We start from the raw sequence: 24,342 nt of genomic DNA, 5'->3' as shown, positions 1-24,342 counted from the left end.
TTTAAATGCAGCAATGCATTTAAATTTTACTTGTTCATTTCTTCACTTGTACCAAAATAACTTAAAAGCAACAATAAATATTTAAGATCTTCTTTTATATCTTCAAGAATACTTTTAGCAATTGCTTCTTTTGAATAAGTTTTTATTTTTCTAGGATTAATTTTAAAAAGATTCTGATTAATATTTTTACCATTAAACACTTGAACATATTCATCATTAAAAATTGCAACTTTAGTATTTAAACCGCTCATTTTTTCCAATTTTAATCATAATTCTTGTGTGTAAATAGTAAAAATTTTTCTACTAAATATTCTATCTGCTGTTCTAATTTTATGTTTTTTATTAAAATCTCTATTCTCAAGATCATCTAATTCTTTTGGACCACTATGTTTGTCGTTTACAAAAAGTGGTGAGTCACTTTTTGAAGCATGTTTATCTATTTTTAAAACACAACTATCAACATAATAATAATCTGTTCTTTTGTTTTTTGAATCATAAACTTCATAACGTCATGTTGCAATACCAATACTAAAAGGTTTTTGATTAAATTCTCCATGAAGGACATCTGATTTTTTAAAAAGTAATTCATTTCTTGGTCTTGAATACGAAGTACTTCTAGCATTAGTATTCATTTTTACAGTCGTTGAAACAACATTAGAATAATTTCACACAAACATTTCTAAATCTTTATAATTGTGTTCGAAAATATCAATATTTTCCACTTTATCTAAAATTATTTTATAAATTTTAGAAACATTTAAACTTCTTTTAATTTCATAATTAATTTGTTTTTTCAAACGATGAAATATTGTTAACACTATTGATGAAATACAAAATGTAATAAAAATAAAAACAATAAAAGCAATAAGCAACGGAAAGATTAGTGTTGTAAAAAACATTGAAATAAAAATAATGGCAATAATAATCGGGATAAAAACTAAAAGAGCTCAAAATTTTATAATAAAAGCCACAGTTGAAGTGGGGCTTTTAAATTCAAAATTTTCTACAATGTGCTTAAGAACACTTTCCTCATCAAAGAGATCTTCATAATTAGTTTCAATCAAATTTCTGAATTTTTTTACTTTCATAAAAAGACCTAAAATTTAATTTCAACATCTTCTCTTTGTTGCGCTGAAGCAACAAAGAGTGGGAATGTTTCTAATTTATTATTGTAAGAAACAATTGTTCCAGGTACAGAAAGAATCTGTTGGTTATATCTTTGAACATCTGAATTGTAAAGTCTTCTAGCTGCAGCAATTTCTCTTTCAAGATCTTCAATAGTATTCATGAAATCAATCATAATTGTGTTTGCTTTTAAATCTGGATAATTTTCAAAAGAAATTTTAAATTGAGAAGTTAAATTTTCAATTTGCGAAGCAACTTCTCCTCTATTTTCTGGATTTATTGCTTGACTTCTAAGTTTGGCAATATTTTCTTGAATATCTTTTTCATGTCTTAAGTATCCTTTTACAGATTCATAAGTTTTAACCAATGTATCTCTTCTTTTTGCTAATTGGATATCAATTCCAGAAGCTTGTTGGTTAATTCTTGTTTGTAATTCAATAAAATAATTTTTTGTTTTAATGTATCAAACAATATAAAAAATTATTGGAATAATTAAGACAAAAGAAATTCAAAATATAATTTTTAATCATAATGGGTTTTCTGGTCTTCTTATTCTATTATCTGCGTTTGGAGAGAAAGATTTTTCATTTACACTTTCTCTCATATTTACTGATTTCATAGTCTCTCCTTTTTAATTATTTAGTAATTATACCATGAATAAAAATAAATTTTTATTCACTTATTTCATCTTTCAATACAGCATATTGTAAAGTAAGAACTGATAATGAAAAATAAGCACTTGAAATTCCTGTTCTACTTCCAAAAATTTTTGCAAATTCTAAATCATGAGAAGCAAACAAATTATTATTGGTCTTCTCATCGGAATTTTTGAATTTTAAATAAAATCCATTACTAATTTTTTGATTTTTTAAAATTGAAGGTATTGATTCACTTAACTTTGATTCATTTAAATTTTTTTCATATTTAATTAAGTCAAAATTTTTATTTGTAATTGAACTTGAAAGTGAATTGATTTCATATTTTGAATAAATATTATGATTATTATTTGAACTTAGCGAATGTATCATAGGAATTATTTCAACTTCAACATTACTTAAATTATTCAAATTCAATCACAAAGGATTTAATTTATCAAAATATGACAAATAATTTATTGCTCCTATTAAATTCATCTTTGCAAAAATCCTTTTGTCTTCAACAACTAATTCATTAAGTGATATTCTAAACCCATTTTTAAGGATAAATTGCCTTGAATCTAGTTTTGCTAATTCTAAATTATCCCTTCCAATTTTTGCTGGAACTCTATTCTGTTCAAGATTTTGAAATACTTCATTAAAATATAAATTAATTTTTTTTGTTGATTGATTCAAATCCTTAGATAATTCATCAATTTGAACATCTAATAAAGTATCCAATTCTTGTTTATTGTAAAAATTAGAGTTGTTTACAATTTCTCCTTGATTTTGAATTGTGAAACTAAAGTTTGAAAAACTTTTACTTCCCAATTTTGAAATTCAATTGCCACTTTCATCTTTAGAATATGGATTTACATGAGTTTCAAAATGAATTTTATTTTCTAAATATAAGTCTTGTTTTCTAGTGTCAACAATTCCGTTTTTAACATCATCATAATAGCTATTTGAACTTCTGATAATAATTGAAGATTTTTGAGGAACATCTTCCAAAGATTTTTTTTCATCTTGAGGCAACATGTTTGAAATGAAAGAAAAATAACTAAGATTTTGAGAACTATTAGTTTTACTTGTACTTATTGAAGCTTTTACAATTTGAGTAGAATTTAAATTTGGTATAAATTTACCACTCGAATCAGGTGTAACTAACATATAACCAATATTTATTTTTGCTCCTTCTTTAGGTAATTTAGTTTCTATTTCAGGACTATTTAAAAGAGTATTACCTCCTGCTGAAAAAAAACGACCTGAAAGAGGAGCATCAATTTCAACATCCCCCCCTGCATATAAAGTTTGGATTGAAGGGTATGTGAAAATTTTAAATATATTTGTACTTTCATCTTTTTCTGATCAAAATAAAAGAGGTTGAATTTTAGCTTGAGTTGTTACAAAATTTAAATTTGTTTCACTAGAAGAAATTTTAATTTCTCCAGTAGCTTCTCCTACAATAGGTGCAAGTGATTTAACAGTTCCATCTAGTAAATATGAAATACTTAAATTTAAGCCACTTTTATTGTTGATTTTTACTTCAGAATTTCTTATTTTGTCAATAAAAGAAGATGCACTTCAATATGATTGAGGTGTGGGATTTATAAATTGTTTAGTTTTTTGAATTTGTCCATTTTTAACATTCATATTTTGTAAATCAAATTCAAGTTCTTGGATTGATAAGTTACTAAATTGATTCTCTGCATATTTATATAAATCATTTATTGATGAAAATTCTGTTTTTAAATTATTAAATTTTAAACTTTCTCAAGTAAATTTAGCGCCCGATTTTAAAATAATTGTGAAATTTGCTTCTGTTGTTGTAACATTTGATAAATAATTTAACAATAAATTATCCTTAATAAAATTTAGCATATTTGATTCATTTAAATTTATTAAATTTTCTAATAAAGTTTCAGAAGAAAAAATATTGTTAGAATCTAACTGATTTTGTTTAGGCAATTCAATAGGCTTAGATTTAAAAGTTAATGATTTTAATTTTTCTAAATCAGAATTGTAAGAACTCATTGAATTCACATTTGTTGAGACAGGTTTAAACCCTTGAATTTTAATCCCAATCACTGAAGGATAATCAAACCCATTAAAATCAAGTCTAACAGTTTGATTTTCAGGAGACACTGAAATGAATTGTCTAACAAATGAAACAGGAATATTTTTAGGTAAACCTAAAATAATAAAGTCATTTGGAAAAATTTTAGGTACTGATTCAAGATTTGGAGCAATAGAGTTTGAGATTGCCTCAAAAAAATAGTCTTTGTTAATATTTGTTTCATTTTCTTTAATAGTAGAATCAGGTTTTGAAATATCTTCGTAGTATTTATTTGTATAAGAAATAGAAGGATTTGCAGAAAAAATTTTAATATGAGATAAATTTTGCTTTAAAATATTTTCAGCTTGACTAGTAGTTAAAAAATTTGATATTTCTACTTTTTCTTTAATCGCACCAGATTGAAAATGAATATTTGCTAAAATCTTTCCTTGTTCAGGAATTGATTCAACTACTTTATAGCTTATTGCCTCACTAAAATCTTCTGGGAATTCAATAGATTCCAAATTATTTTTAACACTAAAATAATTAGGAGATTCAATTGCAAGAGAGAAAAAAGTTAGTGAATTTGATTTAAACGGAGTAATTGAACGATTCTTTTCTTCCAACTTAATACTAAAAGTATTTTCATTTAATCAGTTTTGTTCTTTTTCTTTATTAAATGCACTTGAACTATTAACTGTTGGATTTGAAGCAATTAAAAGAATAGGAGTTATTATCGAAGTAGAAACTACTCCGAATGCACTAATTCCTATCAGTCACTTTTTCTTTTTACTTAATTTTCTTTTAGTGATCATAATTTAATTCTATATTTTTATGATTTTGAAAAAGTTAAATTATTGTTATTTTCTAAAATGTAAATCATTAAAATTTTTCACAAAGAAACTTTTGTATAATTCAAATTATGGAAAATAAAGGATTTGAATTAGTTTCAACATATAAACCAACAGGTGATCAACCAAGAGCAATTCAAGAATTAATTGAAGGTTTAGAACAAAATAAAAAATCTCAAGTTTTACTTGGAGTAACAGGTAGTGGAAAAACTTTTACAATTGCAAATGTAATAAAAGCAGCAAATCGACCTGTTTTACTACTTTCGCATAATAAAACTTTAGCAAGTCAACTTTATAGTGAATTAAAAGATTTTTTTCCAAATAACCGAGTTGAATATTTTGTAAGTTATTTTGACTACTATAGACCCGAAGCTTACATGCCAAATACTGATACTTATATTGATAAAACTACCAAATCTAATTGAGATTTAGAAGAGATGAGAATGTCAACATTAAACTCTATTTCTACAAAAAGAGATACTATCGTTGTGGCAAGTGTTGCTTCAATTTATGGAGCTTTAAAACCAAAAGAATATTGAAGTGCTTTTTATAATATTTCAATAGCTCAAAAAATTTCAAGAAAAGAATTTTTATTAGATCTAGTTCAAAGGGGTTACAAAAGAAATAATGTTGCAAGCGAACCAGGCAGTTTTAACGCAAAGGGGGATTTTGTAGATATTATTCCTGCTTGAACTAAAGGCTTTCATATAAGAGTGGAATTTTTTGGAGATGAAATTGAAAAAATTTCAACAATTGATTCTAATAACAAAATCACAATTGAAAAATTTAAAGAATATTTAATTTTTCCAGCTTCAGCATACACTGCTCCTACAGGCACAATTGAAGCAGCAGTTTTAAGAATTAGAGAAGAATTACATCAAAGATTAGAATATTTTGAAAAAGAAGGAAAACTTCTTGAAAAACAAAGATTAGAAGATAGAACAAGAAATGATTTAGAATCACTTGAAGAATTTGGTTTTTGTCCTGGAATTGAAAATTATTCTCGTCATGTAGATGGTAGAGCAGAAGGAGAGCAACCCTTTACACTTTTTGATTATTTACCAAATGATGCTTTATTAATAATTGATGAAAGTCATATGATGATACCGCAACTTAATGGAATGTATAATGGCGATAGAGCAAGAAAATTAAACCTTGTTAATTATGGATTTAGACTTCCTTCAGCTCTTGATAATCGTCCTTTGCAATTTCATGAATTTGAAAAATATGAATTTCAAAAAATATACATTTCAGCAACTCCTTCAGATTACGAAATTAATCAAGCACATGGTGAAATTGTTAAACAAATAATTAGACCAACAGGTTTATTAGATCCACTTATTGAAATAAGAAGAGAACAAAATCAAGTGGAAGATATGTTTGATGAAATTCAAAAACAAAAAGCTAAAAAGCAAAGAACTCTTATTTTAGCTACAACTAAAAAAGTCAGCGAAGAACTTACAAGATATTTTCAAGAAAAAAAAGAAAAAGTTGCATATATTCATTCAGACTACACAACTTTTGAAAGAAATGAAATTTTGAGAAAATTAAGAAAAGGAGTTTATGATACTGTTATTGGAATTAATTTATTGCGTGAAGGAATTGATTTACCAGAAGTTAGTTTAATTATGGTTTTAGATGCAAATAAAGAGTCATTTTTTAGAAGTAAAAAATCTTTAATTCAAATTGTGGGTAGAGCAGCAAGAAATGTTAATGGTAGAGTCATTTTTTATGCAAATAATATTTCTAAAAGCATGGAAGAAACTATTTATGATAATCTTGACAAGCGAAAAATTCAAATGGATTACAATAAAAAACATAACATTATTCCAAAAACAATTATTAAACCAATAACTGAAGCAATTGAAGATAAGAAATTAAATGAGAGTTTAATTTCATTCATGTCACATTCAAAAACAAAAAAATCAATTAAAGAAAAAGAAGCATTAGTAAAAGATTTAAGAAATCAAATGCTAGATGCTTCAAAACAATTAAATTTTGAAAGAGCAGCAGAGCTAAGAGATATTATTTTAGAATTAGAAGCAAATTAGTATAATTCTAATTGAATGAAAAATATAATGATATAATATAAGCTAAGAGTTATACTTATATAAAGTAAAAATAAAGGAAAAAATATGTCATTACAAACTTACAAATGAAAAGATGCACAAGATTTTATTGAAAAAAATCACAATAGAGTCATTTACTTAGAATTTGCAACAGAGACTTGTGGAGATTGTAGAGCAATGGCGCCTGTTGTAGAAGAATTTGTAGATCATTTTAAAAATAATGATAAAGTAAAATTTTTAAGAGTAGATGCTGAAGAATCAGGTCTATGAAAAGTAACAGGAAATAAATGAGAAGTTTTAAGAATTCCTACACACATTGTCTTAAAAAATAATGAAATTTTTAGAAAAGGATTTGAATACTTTCCTAAAGAATTATTAGTAGAATGAGTCGAAGAGGCTCTTAAAAATACAAAATAGTCCTATTGGACTATTTTGTATTTTTAAATTTTATTTTTAGAGTAATTTAGCAAAATTTTGTATTTAATTAATAATCTTTTGAAAAACTATTTAAAAATTAAAAGAATATTTAAATATTGTATTACCACAAGCAACTACAGCAACCATCGGAATTGCAACCATTGTTGTTGCTCCTAAACCTAAAAACATTTTCTTTTTCATAATCCTCTTACCTTCTTTGATTTACTCTGATTTTTTAAAACCACCAATAGTTATAATACTTTGATTTTATACACCATCTAATGTTCCACTTACTCTAATTACTAATACACCTTGTTTATCACTTGAACTTTTAATTGCTTCGTCATCAATACTGACAATAAAACTTACTCCATTAATTGAATCTGGTGTTTTTATAAATTGATTTAAAGTTTCATTATTAACTTGAGAAGGTAAGGTATTTGCAAAATCACCTATTGGATTAAAAATTACCTTATCAATTGCAGATAGAATTACTCCTCTTTTTGCAAGTACATCAGGACTAGCACTTGTTACTGGATCAGTTGTACTTATACTTGTAGATAAAGAAAATAAAATATTGAAACAATTTTGCTTTCCTAAAATAAATCAAAATTTAAAAAATATTACTTTCTTTCAAAATAAAAACAAAAATAATTAATATTATTTTCTTATGAGTTTAATGATAAAATTATAAGAGTGAGACAACGATTTTTTACTTTTTATTCAAATTAAAAAAGTTTAGATAAAATAATTATAATAAAGAAATACTTTTATAATTATTTTGCTTGCTTAGTTAGAAATACATCTAACAACTAGAAAATATAATTGAGTTATAAAACTCAAAGGAAAGAGAGAAATATATGAAAAAGAAAATATTTTTAAGTTTAGGAGCAACGACAATGGTTGTAATTCCAATGGTTGCTGTTGTAGCTTGTGGTAATACAAGTACAAGTACAAGTATAAGCACAACTGATCCAGTAACAAGTGTTAGTCCTGATGTACTTTGAAAAAGACAAATTATTTTAGATACAATTAGATCTCTAATTTTAGTTTCAAAAATTGATATCAGTAATACATTACCTTCAGAAATTACAAATGAAAATCTTACTGATTTCTTTGATACACCCCCACCAATTAAAGGAGTTACTTTCAATATTAGTATTGATGGTGAAACTATTGCTCATTCACAAGATAAATATGGTTCTTTTACATTGAAAGTTACGGGGGAATATCAAGGCGCAACACTTAATGCTCTTAAATTTATTAAAGGATTTAAAAAATCAAAGTAAATCAAAGAAAGTAGGAAAATATATGGAAAAGAAAAGATGTAGCTTTGATAAAATTACTTCCTACAATTCAAAAACAACTCAAAGCTAAAAATATCTAGTCTTAAAAGAAAATTAAAAGTACTTAATTAGTAAAAAAATTAAGTACTTTTAATAATATAAATATGATTAAAGATTTGTTAAATAATCACTTTTTTCTTAAAATATTTTTGAAACAGATCTTTAAAATTTATGAATACTATGTGTATAAACTAATTTCACTTATTGTAAATTATCATTTTAATTTTAAATCTGCACTATGATAAATATTTCAAATTCAAAATTTCATTTTCAAAAATTATTTTCATTGAGAAAATTCATTTTAAGTTATTTGTAATTGAAAGGGAAAATAAATAATTGTTTATGAAAATATAGTAATAGATGAAAATTTTGAAATTATGATCAATTTTTAAAAATATTTTAAGAAATTAAAACTATTAAAGCAAAAATTTATTGAAAATAGATAATTGAAATCTTAGCAAAAATCACAAAATAAGTTCAATTTGTCTTTTAAAAATAAATTAAGAACATTCCATATTTTTTAAAAATAATTTCTATAACAAAAAGGAATAATTGTAAGTTTTACCTAATTGCATAAGAATTTTTACTTGAATTAAATTTGCAATAACAAAGTTTAAAACTATAAAAAATTGAAACTTTTCAAAAAGTTTATACAAAAAAGATAAAATTAAAGGAGAAGTATTGAAAAAGAAAATATTAGAAATAATAAGAAAATCAGAAATTCAAAAATTAGAAGAAATTTTTAATGATGGTAATTCTTATAAATATATTATTGAAGGAGTTTTTATCAAAAAAGAAGCTACAAAATCAAATCAAAATATTTTAAATGCAATTGAAAATCTTTCTAAAAGTTTTGATACTAAAATTGAAAATCTTTCTAAAAGTATAAACACAAGATTAGATAAAATTGAAAATAGACTTGAAAAAGTTGAAAAAGATGTTAGTATTTTAAAATCAGATGTTGCTTTTATCAAATCACTTCCTACAATTCAAAAAGAACTTAAATTTAAAAATATTTAGTTATAATTTTGTGTCTATAAAATTAGAAGAAATTTTTAATGAGGTAATTCTTATAAATATATTACGGAGAAGTTTTTATCAAAAAGAATCTACAAAATCAAATCAAAATATTTTAAATGCAATTGAAAATCTTTCAAAAAGTATAAATTTAAGATTAGATAAAATTAAAAATAGATTTGAAAATGTTGAAAAAGATGTAGCTTTGGTAAAATCCTTCCAACAATTCAAAATAAAAGCATTTAATCTTTTTTAAATATGTGCTCATTATTTTATTTATACCTAATGAATATGATATTCATTCCATTTCTAAAACAATTTTTAATGCCATTTTTTTTAATAAAAATAGAATGGAAATCTTGAGAAAAATTAAAATTCTATTCACTAGATAAGAGTTAAATTCCAAAAATTAAAATTTTTCTAAAAAAGTATCAAAAATACTTTTAGAGACTATTTTTTACTTTTAAATTTAATATATATTTAAATTACAATAAAACTTTCTTATTTGTATAATTATATTGAATGTTAAATAAATAAAATTTTAACAAATTCTTTAAGGAGTTAAAAAGTAAAAATGAAAGCAAACAAACAATTGAACCATACAGCGAGTCATTTATTAGCAACGGCCGTTTTGAAATTATTCCCAAATACTAAGCTAGGGTTCGGACCTGCAATTGATGAAGGTTTTTATTATGATTTTAAATTTGAAAAACCACTATTAGAAGAAGATCTAAAAAAAATTAAAAAAGAAATGCAAAAAATTACAAAGCAAAATTACATTTTGGAAAAACATCATGGAGAAGATTTTTTTAATTCCGAAAAACCCTTTAAAAAAGAACTTTATGACGAATTAAAGCAAAAAGGAGAAAATGTTACTTTTTATGCAATTAAAGATCCAAGGTTGAACAAAATTATTTTCAATGATCTTTGTTTGGGCAATCATATTCAAAATGTTTCTGAAGTAAAACATTTTGAATTGCTTTCAATTGCAGGAGCTTATTGAAGAGGAAATAGTGACAAAGAACAACTAACAAGAATATATGGTACTGCTTGAGAAACTCAAGAGGAATTAGATCAGTATTTAGATTTATTAAAAGAAAGAAAAGAAAGAGATCATAGAACTATTGCAAAAAATCTAGATTTATTTATGTTTTCCCCCCTTTCAGGTTTAGGTTTTCCTATTTGATTAGAAAATGGAATGAAAATTAAAAACGCTATCATGAAAACAGTTTTGGAACTTGATGACAGGTATGGTTTTGATGAAGTGCATACTCCGATTGTAGGTGAACAAAAACTTTATGAAACAAGTGGTCACTGAGCACATTACAAAGATGATATGTATCCACCAATTAAAGTTGAAAACGAAAATCTTATTTTAAGACCAATGACTTGCCCTCATCATATTTTAATTTTTAATTCAAGATTATATAGCTATCGTGATTTGCCAAAAAGATTTAGTGAGCAGTCATGATTATTTAGGCATGAAAAATCAGGCGCATTAACTGGTTTTGAAAGAGTTAGAGCCTTACAATTGACTGAAGGTCATATTTTTGCAAGAAAAAGTCAAATTGTTGATGAATTTAAACATTTATACAAAATGATCAACGAAGCTTTAAGTATTTTTGGAATTAAAATTGATTATGTTTCATTTTCAAGACGTGACCCTAAAGATAAAGAAAAATTTTATCAAGATGATAAATTATGAGAAACAGCAGAAAAAGATCTGGAAACTGTATTAAAAGAATTAAAAATTGAGTATAAAGAAATGATTGGCGAAGCAGCTTTTTATGGACCGAAAATAGATTTTCAAGTTAGAACAGTTTTAAACCATGAAATCACAATGTCAACATTGCAATTGGATTTTTTACTTCCAGAAAAATTTGATATGTCATATGTTAATGAAAATAATGAGCGTGAAAAACCTGTTTTAATTCATCGAGGTTTAATCGGGACATATGAAAGATTTTTATCTATTCTTTTAGAACAAAACAAAGGTGTTTTTCCTTTTTGGTTAGCTCCAAAACAATTTGCAATAGCTGTTGTTAATCCAAATGATAAAATGCAAATTGAATATGCCGATTCTGTTTATAAAACTTTAAAATCTAAAAAATTTCACGTTTATTTTGACAATAGAGATGAAAGACTAAGCAAAAAAATTAGAGAAGCTCAAATTTCAAAAACTAAATATATTTTTGTAATTGGAGAAGAAGAAGCTAAAACAAAAACAATTACAATCAGAGCTTATGGAGAAGAAAGCACAACAACTTCAACTATTGAAAACTTCTTAAAAAATTTAGATTATAAAAAAGCTTAATTGAACATTTAAAAAAGAGTTTTATGCTCTTTTTTAAATGTTACCAAATCTAAAAAATTGATTTCATCATGGAAGTACTTATATTTTGTAAAATTGGCAATATCAAATTTTTTCAAAAATATTGATTAGAAATTTTTCTGTTTTGACTTTTTTATTTAAAATCAATTCTCTACAAAATAATAGAAAACCATTTATCGAAAATGGAAAAATCGAAAAAGCTTTAAAGTTTTTTGAAAAAAACAACCAAAATCTTTTTGATTGGATCTATTAATTCTGGAAATATTTCAAAAATTTTTTATGCAAAATTAATTTTAAAAAAATATTTTTCCATTTTGTAGAGGTTTCACATGCTCAAGAAAAAAATAAAACAATTAGATGAAAACGATTTAATAATTTGTGTTTTAAGTTCTCTAAAACACTCTTGGCCTAATGAACCTTTGGAAAATAGAAAAAGATACCTAAAATTATTTTTACATCTCTTTTAAATATCAAAGAAAATAAAAAAGCAATTATTTTTAGTTTTAATAAGAAGAGTGAAATATTAAATACTTTTAAAACTCTTGAGGAAACTGCAATTATAAACCGATATATCAATCAAATATTATTGAAATTAAAAGATAAAAATAAACAAATTTTCATCATTGAAACTTTATAATGTTAATATGGCAAAAAAAACTTCAAAAAAAGCTCAAAGAATTAAAATTAAAAGATCATCTGCTTGAACTAAATCTTTGTTTTTATTGTTTTTTATAATGATTCCAGCAATTTTGATTTGATTTTTTACTTCACCAGATTTTGGAGATAATATTTTTGGATTTTCTTTCGGGATATTTTTTGTAATTTCGTTAGGATTTTTTTTATATTCAATTTTAATTGGCATTTTATTTTTCTATTTTAAAATTGTCGATTTACAAGTTTTTTATTTTTTAATTCCAATTTCTTTTTCTTTAGTAGGAATTTATCTTAGTTATGCTTTACCTATTTGAGCTAGATTTATTATTACTGTAATTTTGATTTTAAGTGCAATTCCAACTAATTTTATAATCAATTTAATAGAAGATAAAATGGTTTGAAAAGTAAAAATTAAAAATACAATGAAGAAAAATGAATAGAAAATTTAAATTCTATTCATTTTTACAACAAAAACATTTTTTTCCTTTATTTTATCGATTTTTAATGTTTCAATACTTATTTTTTTGTTGTTAATTTCTTCTTTTTCTTCAAAAATTTTTGGTCCCTTTATAAAATAGCCAGTAGCATCTTGCTTTGTAATTTTCATAAAGTATTTTATTAGTAAATCTAAATGAGCAACAGCTCTTGCTGAAACAAAGTCAAATTTTAATTCAGAGAAATTTTCTGCTCTTGTATTAAAAATTTTTATTTTCAAATTTAGTTTTTCATTTACTAATTCTAAAAACCTAACTCTTTTTGAATTGCTCTCAATAATATAAAAATTTATTTTTGGATAAATAATAGCAAATGGAATGATTGGGAATCCTGCTCCAGAGCCAATATCTACTCAACTTTTATTTTCAAAATCATTTAAATTTTTAGTTTCTAAAATTTTTTCAAAACAAAAAAATGACTCATTTATTCCTTCTTTTCAAAGATTTTCACCTTCAAAACCCGTTAAATTTATTTTTTTATTTCATTCCTCAACTAGCGAAACAAATTGCTCAAGCTTATTAAATTTTTCAGGATTTGAAACTAATTCTTTGCAAATTTCACTATTTGTCTTCATTAAAATTAGTAATTGTTTTTCTTCAAGTATCATAAAGTTTTGAAATGGACTCATTTTTAGTATTAGCTTCAATAACACTTGAAATTAAATCTTCAACTCCAGCAATTGTTAATTTTTTAAATTTAGCTAAATTATTAACAGTTGCAACAGAATTTGTTACAATCACACGATCAATTGCTTCTGATTCTTCAAAAATTTGAAATCCATTCGAAAAAAGTCCATGAGTTGCTGCAACAATAATTTTTTTTGCCCCTAAAGATTTTAGCATTTCGGCTGCTTTAATTATTGTTCCACCAGTATCAATAATATCATCAATGATGACAATATTTTTACCTTCGACTTCTCCTAAAACACCAACTATTTCACTTTTATTTGGTCCAGTTCTTCTTTTATCTACAATCGCAATTTTTATTGAGTCTGAAATCAATTCAGCCAATTGTCTTGCCCTAACTGCCCCACCATGATCAGGGGATGCTACAGTAAATTTTTCATTTGATTTTTTTAATTCCTTCGCAAGAATAAATTGTCCTTTTAAATCATCTGTCGGAATATCAAAAAATGCTTGAATACTTGAGTTGTGCAAATCTATTGAAATGATTTTTGTAGATCCCATTCTTTCTAAAATATCAGCAATTGCTTTTGCACCAATAGATTCACGACCTTTATTTTTTCTATCTTGTCTTGCATAAGGAAAATATGTAAGAACAACATTAATTTCTTTTGCTGAAGCTCTTTTTAAAGAATCAATAAACAAAAATAACTCCATTAAATTTTCATTAACAGGACTAGAACCAGAAAAAATGATGTAGACAATTCTATTTCTTACTACAACATTACTTTTTACTTTAATTTCTCCATCAGCAAATACCACTTTTTCAAAAGTAGCAAATGGAATATTTGTTTTTTTTGCAATTTCTGTTGCTAATTCAATTGAATTGGATGTTCCAAAAATTACATTTTCCTCGATATTATTACAATGTGACATTACTTTCTCCTTTTTTAAAATAAAAAAATATAGTAAAGAAACTTACGCTTCATCCACTATATTAAATGTTGGTCCATTTGGTTTTTTACTTATTTCTTCTTTTACAAATTTATTAGTTTGAATATTTCATTCTTTTTCTAAATTTGAATAAAATTTTGGGGTAAAAAATTCATTCAAAAATTCTAAAAATTGTTTTTTTTGTTTTTCTACTCAAGAAAGATTAACATCAATATTTCTTTTTGTTGATAACTTATCAACAATAATATCAAAGTGTCTACCAATTTCTTCAGTTACATTCAATTCAACATAAATTTCATATCATTTTCTAAAATTAATTTTTGGATTATCTAATAAAACCATTTTTAAAGATTTTCAATCCGATAATTGCTTTAAATAGAAAGAATAAATTTTTGCATATTTAACTATTGTTAAATCTTTTGAGGCACTATAAATGTTAGTTAGAATTTCTTTAAATTTAGGATCTATATTTTCAAGATCAATTTTATTATTATCTTTTACTAAATTTATTTTTGAATTATTATCAAACAAACTAAAATAAAACTCTTTAGTATCTTCTGATAAAAGCTTCAATTTTATTTGAATGTCTTCAAAAGAATTAATTGCCTTATTTGAAGTTTCTTCTTCACTCTGAAATCTTACAAGAATTTTTCTTCCGTCTAAGTCTATTAATTCATGATCATTTTTGTTGAAAATAATTGCCATTGATATTCCACCTTTTATTTACATTTTACATTAATTTAATTCATAAAAAAGAATTTTATAAACATTTAAATCAATTTGCTGAGGTCTGACCTCAAAAGATAGGTTCAATTTTTTTAAAACACTTTTAATTTTTTCAAGATCATAAACATTTTTTAAATTATTTGAAAGTTTTTTTCTTTGTTGAGAAAAACAAGTTTTTATAAAAACTAAAAATTTTTCAATATCAATATTTTCAATATCATTCTTAAATTCAAAATAAACAACTGCTGAATCAACATTTGGTTGAGGGTAAAAACAAGTTCTTGGAACATTAATAACTTTTTTTATATTTGCAAAGAATTGCGAACTAACACTCAATTTTCCATAATTTGAATCATTTGCTTTTGCAATTAATTTATCAGCAATTTCTTTTTGAACCATAATTAAAGCTTTTGTAAAAAATTTATGGTTTTCAAAAATTTTAAACAAAATATCACTTGTTATAAAATAAGGAATGTTTGCAATAATTATTTTTTTATCTTGAAAATCAATTTCACTTTTCAAAAAATCTTCATGCTTTAAAGTGAAATTTTTTGCTTTTATTTTTTCCTTTAAAAAAGGAATCAATTCTTTATCAATTTCATATGCTAAAACATTTTTAGATTTTTTTACAAGTAAATTAGTTAAAGCTCCTTGTCCCGGACCAATTTCTAAAACATCTTCATTTTCTAAAGGAATAAAATTCACAATTTTTTCGATGATATTTTTATCTTGCAAAAAATTTTGTCCAAGACTTTTTTTAAAATTATGAGACATATTTTGATAAGTTAAAAAATCTTTCTATATTTTCATTTACCTTGATATTAAAATTCTCAACATTTAACTTTTTTAATGAAGCAACAAATTTAGCTACTTCTTTTACATATACAGGTTTATTTTTTGTACCTCTATAAGGAACAGGAGTCAAAAAAGGAGCATCTGTTTCAACAAAAATTCTTTCAACAGGAATTTCTTTAATCGCTTCAACAGTATCTTTAGCATTTTTAAAAGTAGCAACCCCAGAAAAAGAAAAATAAATATTAGGATTTAAATCTAAAAATTTTTTTGCTCAAAAAGCATTTCCAGAATAAGTATGAAAAACTATTCTATGATTTTTAAATTCTTTTTGAGAAAAAATTTCATACATATCCTCAATTGAATTTCTCATATGAATCATTGTAGGAATATTTTTTGAAATAGATAATCTTAAAAATCTTTTTAAAGTTTCAATCTGAAGTTCCTTTTTAGGATTATTGTCATAGTAAAAATCTAATCCCACTTCACCTATACCGACAACACTTTTATCAAGCAATTTTTCAATTTGATCAACATCATCTGGATTAAAACTTATTGAAGGATGAATTCCAATAATCGGGAAAAGATTCTCAGGAAATTTTTTACATATCTCTTTTACTTCTTTTGAATCTTCAATTGAAGTTCCAACAATAAAAAGTTTTTCTACATCATTTTCTATTGCTTCCTTAATAACAATTTCACCATCTTCATAAAATTCTTTTAATGGGTGTGTATGAACATCACTATATTTTTTCATATTACTTACCAATTACTTACCAAGACAAAAATTTGAAAACATTTTATCGAGTAATAATTCATTATCTGCTTTTCCTTTTATATTTACTAAACTTTCTCAAGCTTTAGTAATATCTATTATAACAACATCTGGAGTTAGACCAGATTCTAATCCTTCTTTTGCTTCACTTAAAGCTAAATAAGATTTCTTAATCATAGATAATTGATTTTGAGAATAAATTAAATTAGGATTATCTCATTCAACATCATTACAATAAGAAGAAAGTTTATTTTCTAATTCAATGATGTCTTTATTTAAAGTACTAATTTTTATCATGTGATTTTGCTTATTGTGATTTTTAATTAAATCCTTTTTATTTAAAATCTTTAAGTAAATTTTATTTTTAGATTTAATTTCAATTTGTTTATCAAAGTCATTTTCTGCTTCATTAGGTTGAATTATATGCAAAATAATATCTGATTTTTCAATTGTTTCAAAAGTTTTTTGAATCCCTAAATTTTCAATATTGTTTTGAACTTCTCTTAGACCAGCTGTGTCTGAAATACTAAATAAAAATCCATCAATTTGAAAAGAAGCTTCGATAACATCTCTAGTTGTTCCGGCTTCATTTGTAACAATTGCTCTTTCTTCATTTAATAAAGCATTTAATAATGAGCTTTTTCCTACATTGGGTTTTCCAACAATTGCAATTTTTAACCCATTATAAATTATTGAAGCTTTTTCAGAAATTTTAATTAAATCATTTAATTTTTGAATTAATTCCTTAATTTTTGGTAATAAAGTTTCATTATGTAAATTTTCAACATCATCATATTCTGGATAGTCAATATTTGTTTCACAAGTAGCAATTAAATAAAGCAAAGTATCGATATATGATTCAATATCTTTGCTTATTTTCCCATCAAATTTATTAACACTAATTTGAGCTTGTCTAATAGTTTTTGCATGAATTAAATCATTAATTGCTTCGGCTTTTACAAAGTCCATTTTTTTATTCAAAAAACTTCTTCTACTAAATTCACCTCTTTCAGCAAGTCTAGCACCATTTGCAATCAATAATTGCAATACTAAATTTGTAACAACAATTCCTCCGTGACAAAAAATTTCTACACTATTTTCTCCTGTGAAATTATTTGTTCCTTCAAATCAAGCAACAAGAACTTCATCTACAATTTTTCTTTCATGATTTAAAATATTACCATATGTAATAGTTTTGTTTTTTCCGATTTTTCCTGTAAAAATTTTTTTTACAATTTTAAAAGAATCGCTTCCTGAAATTCTAATAATGGAAATAGCTTGAATTGAGTTTCCGGTTGCGATTGCTGCAATTGTATCAAACATATTTCTCCTTAATTTTTTTCCTTTGGAAAAAGTGAATCAATTTGCTCTTTTGTTAAATTCTTTACTAAATAAGAACCTGAGACTAAAATATCAGCGCCACTTTCGAATGCTTGAGGTCCAGATTCTTCGTTTATTCCACCATCAACTTGAATAACAATGTCCAAGCTTCTTTCTAATAAATATTTCTTTAATTTTGTAATTTTTTCTAGTGAATTAGGGATAAATTTTTGCCCACCATATCCAGGTTCAACACTCATAATTAAAACCAAATCCACATATGGCAAATATTCATAGATTTGTTCAATGTTTGTTTTAGGTTTTAATGCAATTCCAAATTTTTGAAGTCCATGATATTTTTTCAAAATTTTTTTTATTTCATTGTAATTTAATGCTTCAAAATGAAATGTGATATATTCTGCTTTATTTAAAAACTTTTCAACATAAAAACTAACATCTTGAACCATAAGATGTATGTCTTTAATGTGAGAAGGAGATTTTTCTTTTATTTCCATGTAGTTTTCAAAAGAAATTGCTGTCTCAGGTACAAATTTTCCATCCATAAAATCATAATGAATTCATTTAATACCTAATTCAATCATTTTAGTTGCAATTTCAGCTCTTTTGCTTTCTTCAACATTCAACAAAGAAGGACTAATAAGTTTCATCTTCAACCTCACTTAATATTCTAAGATAATTATCATATCTACTTTGCAAAATATTATTTTTTGATACTTCATCTTTTACCTTGCATTTTTTTTCCTTATTATGGAAGCAATTTCTAAATTCACATTCATTAGCAAAAATTCTAAAGTCAAAAAAGGCCTTTGAAACTTCTTCTTTTTTTAAATTGTGTTCAAAAATACTAAATCCTGGAGTGTCAATTAATCAACCTTTATTAAAAGGGATTATTTGAGTGATTCTTGTTGTATGTTTTCCTCTACCTAAAAATTTTGATATTTGCTGAGTTTCATAATTATTGTTTGTTAAATGATTAATAATTGTTGTTTTACCAACACCACTTCATCCAGCAAAAGCACTTAATTTATTTTCAAAAATTTGACTTATTTTTTCATATGAATTTTTATCATTTATAGATGTTAAAAAAACTTTGTAGCCTTGTTTTTCATATAAGTTTGGAATTTTTGAAGATTCTGATAGTAGATCACTTTTTGTAAAAATGATAACTGGCTGAATATTTTTAAATTCAACAATTAAAAGCAACTTGTCTAAAGTATATGAGTTAAAATCTGGTTCTTTTAGACTAACTACCAAAATTATTTGATCAAGATTGGACACTTTAGGTCTTGTCAAGAAATTTTTTCTTTCTAAAATTTCTGTTATAAAACCATTTTCTTCAAAATGAACAAAATCTCCTACTAGAGGTGATTGATTGTTATTTCTTAAGTTTCCACTTCCTCTAACACGGTAAATTATACCACTTGAAAAAATATCGAAAAATCCTGAATTTATCGAAAAAACTTGACCTTTTATTTTATTTACCTTCCCAAACCAATACCAACACTTAAGCTAATGATAATTATTATTAAAACAATAGCACTAATTGAAATTCAAGTTGTTCTATTTTTAAGTATTGATTTAAATTTTACCTTTTCTTGAACAGGTCTTAAATCAATTTTTTTCTCTGTTTGTTTTTCAGGATCTAAAGCACTTTCAAGATCCACTAAAATTTCATCCATTGACTTATATCTTGCAGTTCTACTTTTTGCTGTTGCTTTTATAACAATATTAGCAACAGATTGAGGAATTTGATCATCAATTTCATTTACTGGTTTAATTGTTCCAGTAAGATGTTTTTGTGCAGTGGCAAGAGGAGTATCTTCTTTATAAGGTGGCATTCCAATTAGCATTTCATATAACAAAATTCCTAATGCATAAATATCGCTTTGAATTGTTGCACTTTGTTTATTTAAAATTTCTGGTGCCATGTATTGAACAGAACCAATAACTTTATTTGTTGCAGTATATCTTACAGAATTATCTTCAAGAGCAATACCAAAGTCAATAATTTTAATTTTATTTGTTTTATCCACCATTATATTTGCAGATTTTAAATCTCTATGAACAATTCCATTACTGTGAATTGCAACAAAACCTTTTACAATTTGTTTAGCAAAATCAACAACTTCATCAACTCTTAATTTTGTTCTTTCTTTAATGTATTCACCTAAAGTAATTCCATCTACAAATTCCATGACAATGTATTGATCTTTATCATCAAAGACACCTTGATAAAATTTTATGATGTGTGGATTAGAAATTTTTTGAGCAATTTTCATTTCTTCTTTAAAACGCTTTTTATTAATAATAAAATTTGAATCTCCAGAAGTTTCAGGACCAATTGTTTTAATTGCAACTTTTACACCAGTATCTTTGGCTTCGGCTCTATAAACATGAGCCATACCACCTTTTCCAATTGGTTTTAAGTTAATGTATTTTTCAGTAATTCTTTTGCTATTTTTAATATCCATTAGGAACCTCCACAATTGCAATTGTTAAGTTATCAGTTGAATGACCTTTAATTGCTTCTTTAATTAATAAATCTGACTTTTGTTCTAAACTTAAATTGTTAGAACCAACAATTTTTTCAAAATAATCTTTTGTAACATAATCATGGACACCATCAGAAGTTAACACAACATATTTCGGAATATTTGCTTCTGATCTATCGACTTGAAAAATTTCTACATTTGTTTTTTTATTTGGACCAATTGAAGAAACTAATGCTGATCCACCAGGGATTTTAGAAGCTTCAAATTCATTTCATTTTTTTTCTTTAATGTAATAATTTGTTAAATTTTGATCAACAGTTATTTGATGTAAAAACCCATTATAAATATAAGCTCTACTATCACCAATATTAAAAATAATAATATTGTGAGTGTTTTTAAAAATAATAGCAGCAGTCATTGTTGTACCCATGTCCATTTTTTTTGCATCACCATTTGCTTCTTTGAGCATAGCATCTTTTAAATTTTTCAATGCCTCTTTAACTCATTCAAAATAAACATTTGTTTCATTTTTAACATTTTTTGGAAATCTTGCATTGAAAAAATTTTCAAATGTTTTTATACTTATCTCGGCAGCAATAGAACCACCAAAATGTCCACCCATTCCATCACATAAAATAGCAAATACTACTTCTTCATTTTCTAAAATTTTAGCCCGATCTTGATTTTCTTTTCTAACCACACCTATATTTGTGAGCACTGTATATTTAAATTTCATGTATTTCCCTTTTTAAAATATTTTTTACTTCTTCTACACATTCATGTAAAAAATTGTTGGTTAAATTATATTTGAATTTATTTTTAAGTTTAATCTCTTTTTTTGCTTTTTTTATTCTGATCTTAATTTCTTCTTTTGTTTCACTACCTCTATTAAGAATTCTTGTTTCTAATTCTTCTAATCTAGGAGGTAAAATAAAAATAGAAATTACATCATTCAACATGTTTTTCTTTTTGTAATATTTTAAGATGTTTAAAGCACCTGTTGTTTCAATTTCAATTAAAACATTAAATTTTGCACCTAAAATTTTATCTACTTCAGATTTTAAAGTTCCATAATAATTATTTAAATGCCTACTTCATTCAATAAATTTTTTTTCTTTGATTAATTCTGAAAATTCTTCTTCGCTTCTAAAAAAATAATCTTTTCCTTCAATTTCATTTACTCTTGGTTTTCTTGATGTTACAGATGTTGAAAATTTTAATTTCAATTTTTCATCTTCTAAAAGTAATTTTTCAATTGAACCTTTACCTACTCCTGAAGGCCCAGATAAAATTATAATTTTCCCATGATGCATAATTAAAATTATACACATATTTTATTTACTAAACTTTAAATAAAAACTATAACTAGTTTCTCACACCTTTTATAAAATTTTATTTAAAAATAAAACAAATGTTTTCCCATATTTTTTTTCTTTAGTAATCATTCCAGGTTGTGGAACAATGATTTTATTTTTATCATTAGTTTCGACTATAATTCTACCTTCTGGATTAAGCAAATCTTCTTTGAAAATTTTTGCTATGATTTCATTTACGAGATCGTAATTATCATATGGAGCATCCATAAAAATAAAATCAAACTTTTTTCCATTAGCATGAGAAATAAAATTTAACGCATCAGTATTAATAGCATCAATGTTATTTACTTTAAACTTTTCAATATTTTTTTTAATTAAATTAAAAATTTTGTAGTTTTTTTCAATTGAAAAAACTTTCATTGCTCCCCTTGAAATAAATTCAAAACTAAAAATTCCACTTCCTGCAAAAAGATCAGCAACAATTGCTTGCTCAATATCAAATTGAATCATATCAAAAATAGCTTCTCTGACTTTTTCTGTACTTGGTCTTACAATTTCTAAAGGAGGAGATTCAACAAAATGGTTTTTAAATTTACCACTAATAATTCTTAACATTTAAAAATTTTACCATAAATAATGTTTATGTTTTTGGAGAGATAAAAAATAAGATATAATAAAAAGAGATTATGTTTAAAAAAGATCAAGTACTTTTTGGAAAAGTAGAACAAATAAATTTTAAAAATATTATTTTGCTTTTTGATGAGTATAAAGCAATTGTTTTTATAAATGAATTGAGTGATTATTTTGTCCAAAATATCAGCCATCTTTTCAAAATAGGTGAAAAAATTTTTGTTCAAATTTACAAAATCGAAGAAGAAGAAAAAGTTCTATATTGTTCTTACAAAGCATTGATGCCAAATTTACTAAAAGAGCCATTTGATCATGTAATTGAGGAAACTAAAAACGGTTTTCAAAATCTATTAAACAAAACAAACAAGGAGATTAAAAAATGGAAAAAATCAAACTTAATTTATTAAATGCAATTGATTCTAGTGAAATTTTAAATTACAAAGATCAAGTAAAGGAAATCAACGAAAAAATGAATCGCTTTGAAATGATTGGAAGCGATTTTTTAGGTTGAAAAGATTTACCAAATCAAATAAACTGAGATGAATTTTTAAATATGGAAGAAAAAGCCAAATGATTGATTAAAGAAAATGTTGAAATTCTTGTTGTTATCGGAATTGGTGGATCATATTTAGGTGCAAGAGCTGCAATCGAATTTGTTAATGGTACTTTCCCTTTGAGCGGTTCAAAAAAATTAGAAATTATTTATGCAGGAACAAATCTAAGTTCTACAGCAACAGCTCAATTATTAGCTTATGTTGAAAATAAAAAATTTGCAATCAACATTATTTCAAAAAGTGGAACAACTTTAGAACCAAGCATTGCTTTTAGATTTTTTAGAGAATTATTAGAAAAAAAAGTTGGAAAAGCAGAATCGAGAAAATTTATTATTGCAACAACAGATGCAAATAAAGGATTATTAAGAGAAATTGTTAGAAAAGAAGGTTATACAAGTTTTATTATCCCAGATGATGTTGGTGGAAGATATTCTGTTTTAACTCCTGTTGGATTATTCCCAATGCTTTGTGCCGGTTTAAATGTAAGAGAAATTTTAGTAGGTGCTCAAAAATCTAATGACTTTTACAAAAAAAGTGATCTTGAAGAAAACATAGCTTATCAATATGCTGTTGCAAGGCACATCATGCATACACAAAAAAAATATGCTGTTGAAGTTCTTATATCTTATGAACCTTATTTCCAATACTTTTTAGAATGATGAAAACAACTTTTTGGTGAAACAGAAGGTAAAAATGAATTAGGTTTATATCCTTCATCAAAAATATTCTCTACTGATTTACATTCTCTTGGACAATTTATTCAAGAAGGGTCAAGAATTTTATTTGAAACAGTTATAAATTTGAAAAAACCTAAGATTGACTTAGACATTAGTGAAGACAAGGAAAATTTTGATGGAATTAATTACTTGGTTAATAAAACATTGCATGGAATTAATGTCGCTGCTTTAGATGCTACAGTAAGTGCTCACACAGATGTAGCAAAAGTACCTAATATTATTTTAGAGATTGCCGATTCAACTGAAGAAACTTTAGGATGATTATTTATGTTTTTTGAAAGAGCTTGTGCAATGAGTGCTTATTTGTTAAATTTAAACCCATTTAACCAACCAGGTGTAGAAGTTTACAAAGCAAACATGTTTAAAATTTTAGGAAAACCAAAAAAATAAAATAATCTTGTAAAA

At 24.8% G+C, this 24,342-nt stretch carries 25 protein-coding genes; 9 read left to right on the top strand and 16 right to left on the bottom strand.

Annotation, left to right across the window (positions count from 1 at the left end; all coding sequences use genetic code 4):
- Window positions 1-26: 26 nt before the first annotated feature.
- From MMOB_RS03125 to MMOB_RS03115, 3 genes are read right to left on the bottom strand one after another with little or no spacing between them, the layout of a single operon-like run.
- Entirely contained in the window at window positions 27-1,088 is a 1,062-nt protein-coding gene (locus MMOB_RS03125) for a hypothetical protein (RefSeq protein ID WP_011265095.1), read from the bottom strand.
- 8 nt (window positions 1,089-1,096) lie between these two features.
- Window positions 1,097-1,744, bottom strand: coding sequence for a LemA family protein (locus MMOB_RS03120; RefSeq protein ID WP_011265094.1), 648 nt, complete (start codon window positions 1,742-1,744; stop codon window positions 1,097-1,099).
- 52 nt (window positions 1,745-1,796) lie between these two features.
- Entirely contained in the window at window positions 1,797-4,631 is a 2,835-nt protein-coding gene (locus MMOB_RS03115) for a hypothetical protein (protein WP_011265093.1), read from the bottom strand.
- A gap of 107 nt (window positions 4,632-4,738) precedes the next feature.
- On the opposite strand from MMOB_RS03115, the gene uvrB reads away from it, so the two are divergent.
- Window positions 4,739-6,718 carry an excinuclease ABC subunit UvrB gene (gene uvrB / locus MMOB_RS03110; protein WP_011265092.1) on the top strand — a complete coding sequence of 660 codons (1,980 nt, stop codon included), beginning with the start codon at window positions 4,739-4,741 and terminating at the stop codon, window positions 6,716-6,718.
- 84 nt (window positions 6,719-6,802) lie between these two features.
- Window positions 6,803-7,153: a thioredoxin family protein gene (locus tag MMOB_RS03105; protein WP_011265091.1), complete on the top strand. Its 351-nt coding sequence runs from the start codon at window positions 6,803-6,805 to the stop codon at window positions 7,151-7,153.
- 267 nt (window positions 7,154-7,420) lie between these two features.
- On the opposite strand, the gene MMOB_RS03100 is transcribed toward MMOB_RS03105, so the two are convergent.
- Complete coding sequence (locus MMOB_RS03100; RefSeq protein WP_041362981.1) at window positions 7,421-7,801, bottom strand: lipoprotein 17-related variable surface protein; 381 nt, start codon at window positions 7,799-7,801, stop codon at window positions 7,421-7,423.
- 212 nt (window positions 7,802-8,013) lie between these two features.
- On the opposite strand from MMOB_RS03100, the gene MMOB_RS03095 reads away from it, so the two are divergent.
- The 5 genes from MMOB_RS03095 to MMOB_RS03075 all read left to right on the top strand — a co-directional run bounded on the left by MMOB_RS03095 (window position 8,014) and on the right by MMOB_RS03075 (window position 12,942).
- Window positions 8,014-8,442, top strand: a complete 429-nt coding sequence (locus tag MMOB_RS03095; protein ID WP_011265090.1) for a lipoprotein 17-related variable surface protein — start codon at window positions 8,014-8,016, stop codon at window positions 8,440-8,442.
- 738 nt (window positions 8,443-9,180) lie between these two features.
- The gene (locus MMOB_RS03090) at window positions 9,181-9,519 is read left to right on the top strand and encodes a hypothetical protein (RefSeq protein ID WP_011265089.1); all 339 of its coding nucleotides are present in this window, start codon (window positions 9,181-9,183) and stop codon (window positions 9,517-9,519) included.
- Window positions 9,520-9,529: 10 nt separating this feature from the next.
- Window positions 9,530-9,772 carry a hypothetical protein gene (locus MMOB_RS03085; protein ID WP_041362979.1) on the top strand — a complete coding sequence of 81 codons (243 nt, stop codon included), beginning with the start codon at window positions 9,530-9,532 and terminating at the stop codon, window positions 9,770-9,772.
- Between the two features lie 318 nt (window positions 9,773-10,090).
- Window positions 10,091-11,830 (top strand): threonine--tRNA ligase, encoded by a 1,740-nt coding sequence (gene thrS / locus MMOB_RS03080; protein ID WP_011265088.1) that lies wholly within the window; start codon window positions 10,091-10,093, stop codon window positions 11,828-11,830.
- Window positions 11,831-12,492: 662 nt separating this feature from the next.
- Window positions 12,493-12,942 (top strand): MAG3450 family membrane protein, encoded by a 450-nt coding sequence (locus tag MMOB_RS03075; RefSeq protein ID WP_041362977.1) that lies wholly within the window; start codon window positions 12,493-12,495, stop codon window positions 12,940-12,942.
- A gap of 5 nt (window positions 12,943-12,947) precedes the next feature.
- Here the strand turns inward: MMOB_RS03075 and rsmG are convergent, their stop codons facing one another.
- The 12 genes from rsmG to rsmD are packed head-to-tail and all read right to left on the bottom strand — an operon-like array spanning window position 12,948 to window position 22,631.
- On the bottom strand, window positions 12,948-13,571 hold the full coding sequence (gene rsmG / locus MMOB_RS03070) for a 16S rRNA (guanine(527)-N(7))-methyltransferase RsmG (RefSeq protein ID WP_041363150.1): 624 nt from the start codon (window positions 13,569-13,571) through the stop codon (window positions 12,948-12,950).
- Window positions 13,558-14,556, bottom strand: coding sequence for a ribose-phosphate diphosphokinase (locus tag MMOB_RS03065; protein ID WP_011265086.1), 999 nt, complete (start codon window positions 14,554-14,556; stop codon window positions 13,558-13,560). Before MMOB_RS03065 ends, rsmG begins: the two co-directional genes overlap by 14 nt.
- A 42-nt stretch (window positions 14,557-14,598) precedes the next feature.
- Complete coding sequence (locus MMOB_RS03060; RefSeq protein WP_011265085.1) at window positions 14,599-15,279, bottom strand: hypothetical protein; 681 nt, start codon at window positions 15,277-15,279, stop codon at window positions 14,599-14,601.
- Window positions 15,280-15,309: 30 nt separating this feature from the next.
- Window positions 15,310-16,074: a 16S rRNA (adenine(1518)-N(6)/adenine(1519)-N(6))-dimethyltransferase RsmA gene (gene rsmA, locus MMOB_RS03055; RefSeq protein WP_011265084.1), complete on the bottom strand. Its 765-nt coding sequence runs from the start codon at window positions 16,072-16,074 to the stop codon at window positions 15,310-15,312.
- Entirely contained in the window at window positions 16,064-16,849 is a 786-nt protein-coding gene (locus MMOB_RS03050) for a TatD family hydrolase (RefSeq protein ID WP_011265083.1), read from the bottom strand. Before MMOB_RS03050 ends, rsmA begins: the two co-directional genes overlap by 11 nt.
- 12 nt (window positions 16,850-16,861) lie before the next feature.
- On the bottom strand, window positions 16,862-18,190 hold the full coding sequence (gene mnmE, locus MMOB_RS03045) for a tRNA uridine-5-carboxymethylaminomethyl(34) synthesis GTPase MnmE (protein WP_011265082.1): 1,329 nt from the start codon (window positions 18,188-18,190) through the stop codon (window positions 16,862-16,864).
- Between the two features lie 8 nt (window positions 18,191-18,198).
- Entirely contained in the window at window positions 18,199-18,855 is a 657-nt protein-coding gene (locus MMOB_RS03040; RefSeq protein ID WP_011265081.1) for a ribulose-phosphate 3-epimerase, read from the bottom strand.
- The gene (gene rsgA / locus MMOB_RS03035) at window positions 18,842-19,681 is read right to left on the bottom strand and encodes a ribosome small subunit-dependent GTPase A (RefSeq protein WP_041362975.1); all 840 of its coding nucleotides are present in this window, start codon (window positions 19,679-19,681) and stop codon (window positions 18,842-18,844) included. The genes MMOB_RS03040 and rsgA overlap by 14 nt, the downstream gene beginning before the upstream one ends.
- 5 nt (window positions 19,682-19,686) lie before the next feature.
- On the bottom strand, window positions 19,687-20,679 hold the full coding sequence (locus MMOB_RS03030; protein ID WP_011265079.1) for a serine/threonine-protein kinase: 993 nt from the start codon (window positions 20,677-20,679) through the stop codon (window positions 19,687-19,689).
- Window positions 20,669-21,436 (bottom strand): PP2C family protein-serine/threonine phosphatase, encoded by a 768-nt coding sequence (locus MMOB_RS03025; protein ID WP_011265078.1) that lies wholly within the window; start codon window positions 21,434-21,436, stop codon window positions 20,669-20,671. Before MMOB_RS03025 ends, MMOB_RS03030 begins: the two co-directional genes overlap by 11 nt.
- Window positions 21,426-22,031 carry a guanylate kinase gene (gmk, locus tag MMOB_RS03020; protein WP_011265077.1) on the bottom strand — a complete coding sequence of 202 codons (606 nt, stop codon included), beginning with the start codon at window positions 22,029-22,031 and terminating at the stop codon, window positions 21,426-21,428. The genes MMOB_RS03025 and gmk overlap by 11 nt, the downstream gene beginning before the upstream one ends.
- A 51-nt stretch (window positions 22,032-22,082) precedes the next feature.
- Window positions 22,083-22,631 carry a 16S rRNA (guanine(966)-N(2))-methyltransferase RsmD gene (gene rsmD / locus MMOB_RS03015; protein ID WP_011265076.1) on the bottom strand — a complete coding sequence of 183 codons (549 nt, stop codon included), beginning with the start codon at window positions 22,629-22,631 and terminating at the stop codon, window positions 22,083-22,085.
- 71 nt (window positions 22,632-22,702) lie between these two features.
- Between rsmD and MMOB_RS03010 the strand changes: the two genes are divergently transcribed.
- Together MMOB_RS03010 and MMOB_RS03005 are read left to right on the top strand one after the other, a co-directional pair.
- Entirely contained in the window at window positions 22,703-23,053 is a 351-nt protein-coding gene (locus MMOB_RS03010; RefSeq protein WP_011265075.1) for a S1 RNA-binding domain protein, read from the top strand.
- A complete protein-coding gene (locus MMOB_RS03005) occupies window positions 23,026-24,327 on the top strand; it encodes a glucose-6-phosphate isomerase (RefSeq protein ID WP_011265074.1) in 1,302 nt (433 codons plus the stop codon). Before MMOB_RS03010 ends, MMOB_RS03005 begins: the two co-directional genes overlap by 28 nt.
- The last annotated feature ends 15 nt before the right edge of the window (window positions 24,328-24,342 follow it).

It is taken from the genome of Mycoplasma mobile 163K, assembly GCF_000008365.1.
GTDB lineage: Bacteria > Bacillota_I > Bacilli_A > Mycoplasmatales > Metamycoplasmataceae > Mycoplasma_J > Mycoplasma_J mobile.
This window is presented reverse-complemented; position numbering and strand designations above follow the sequence as displayed.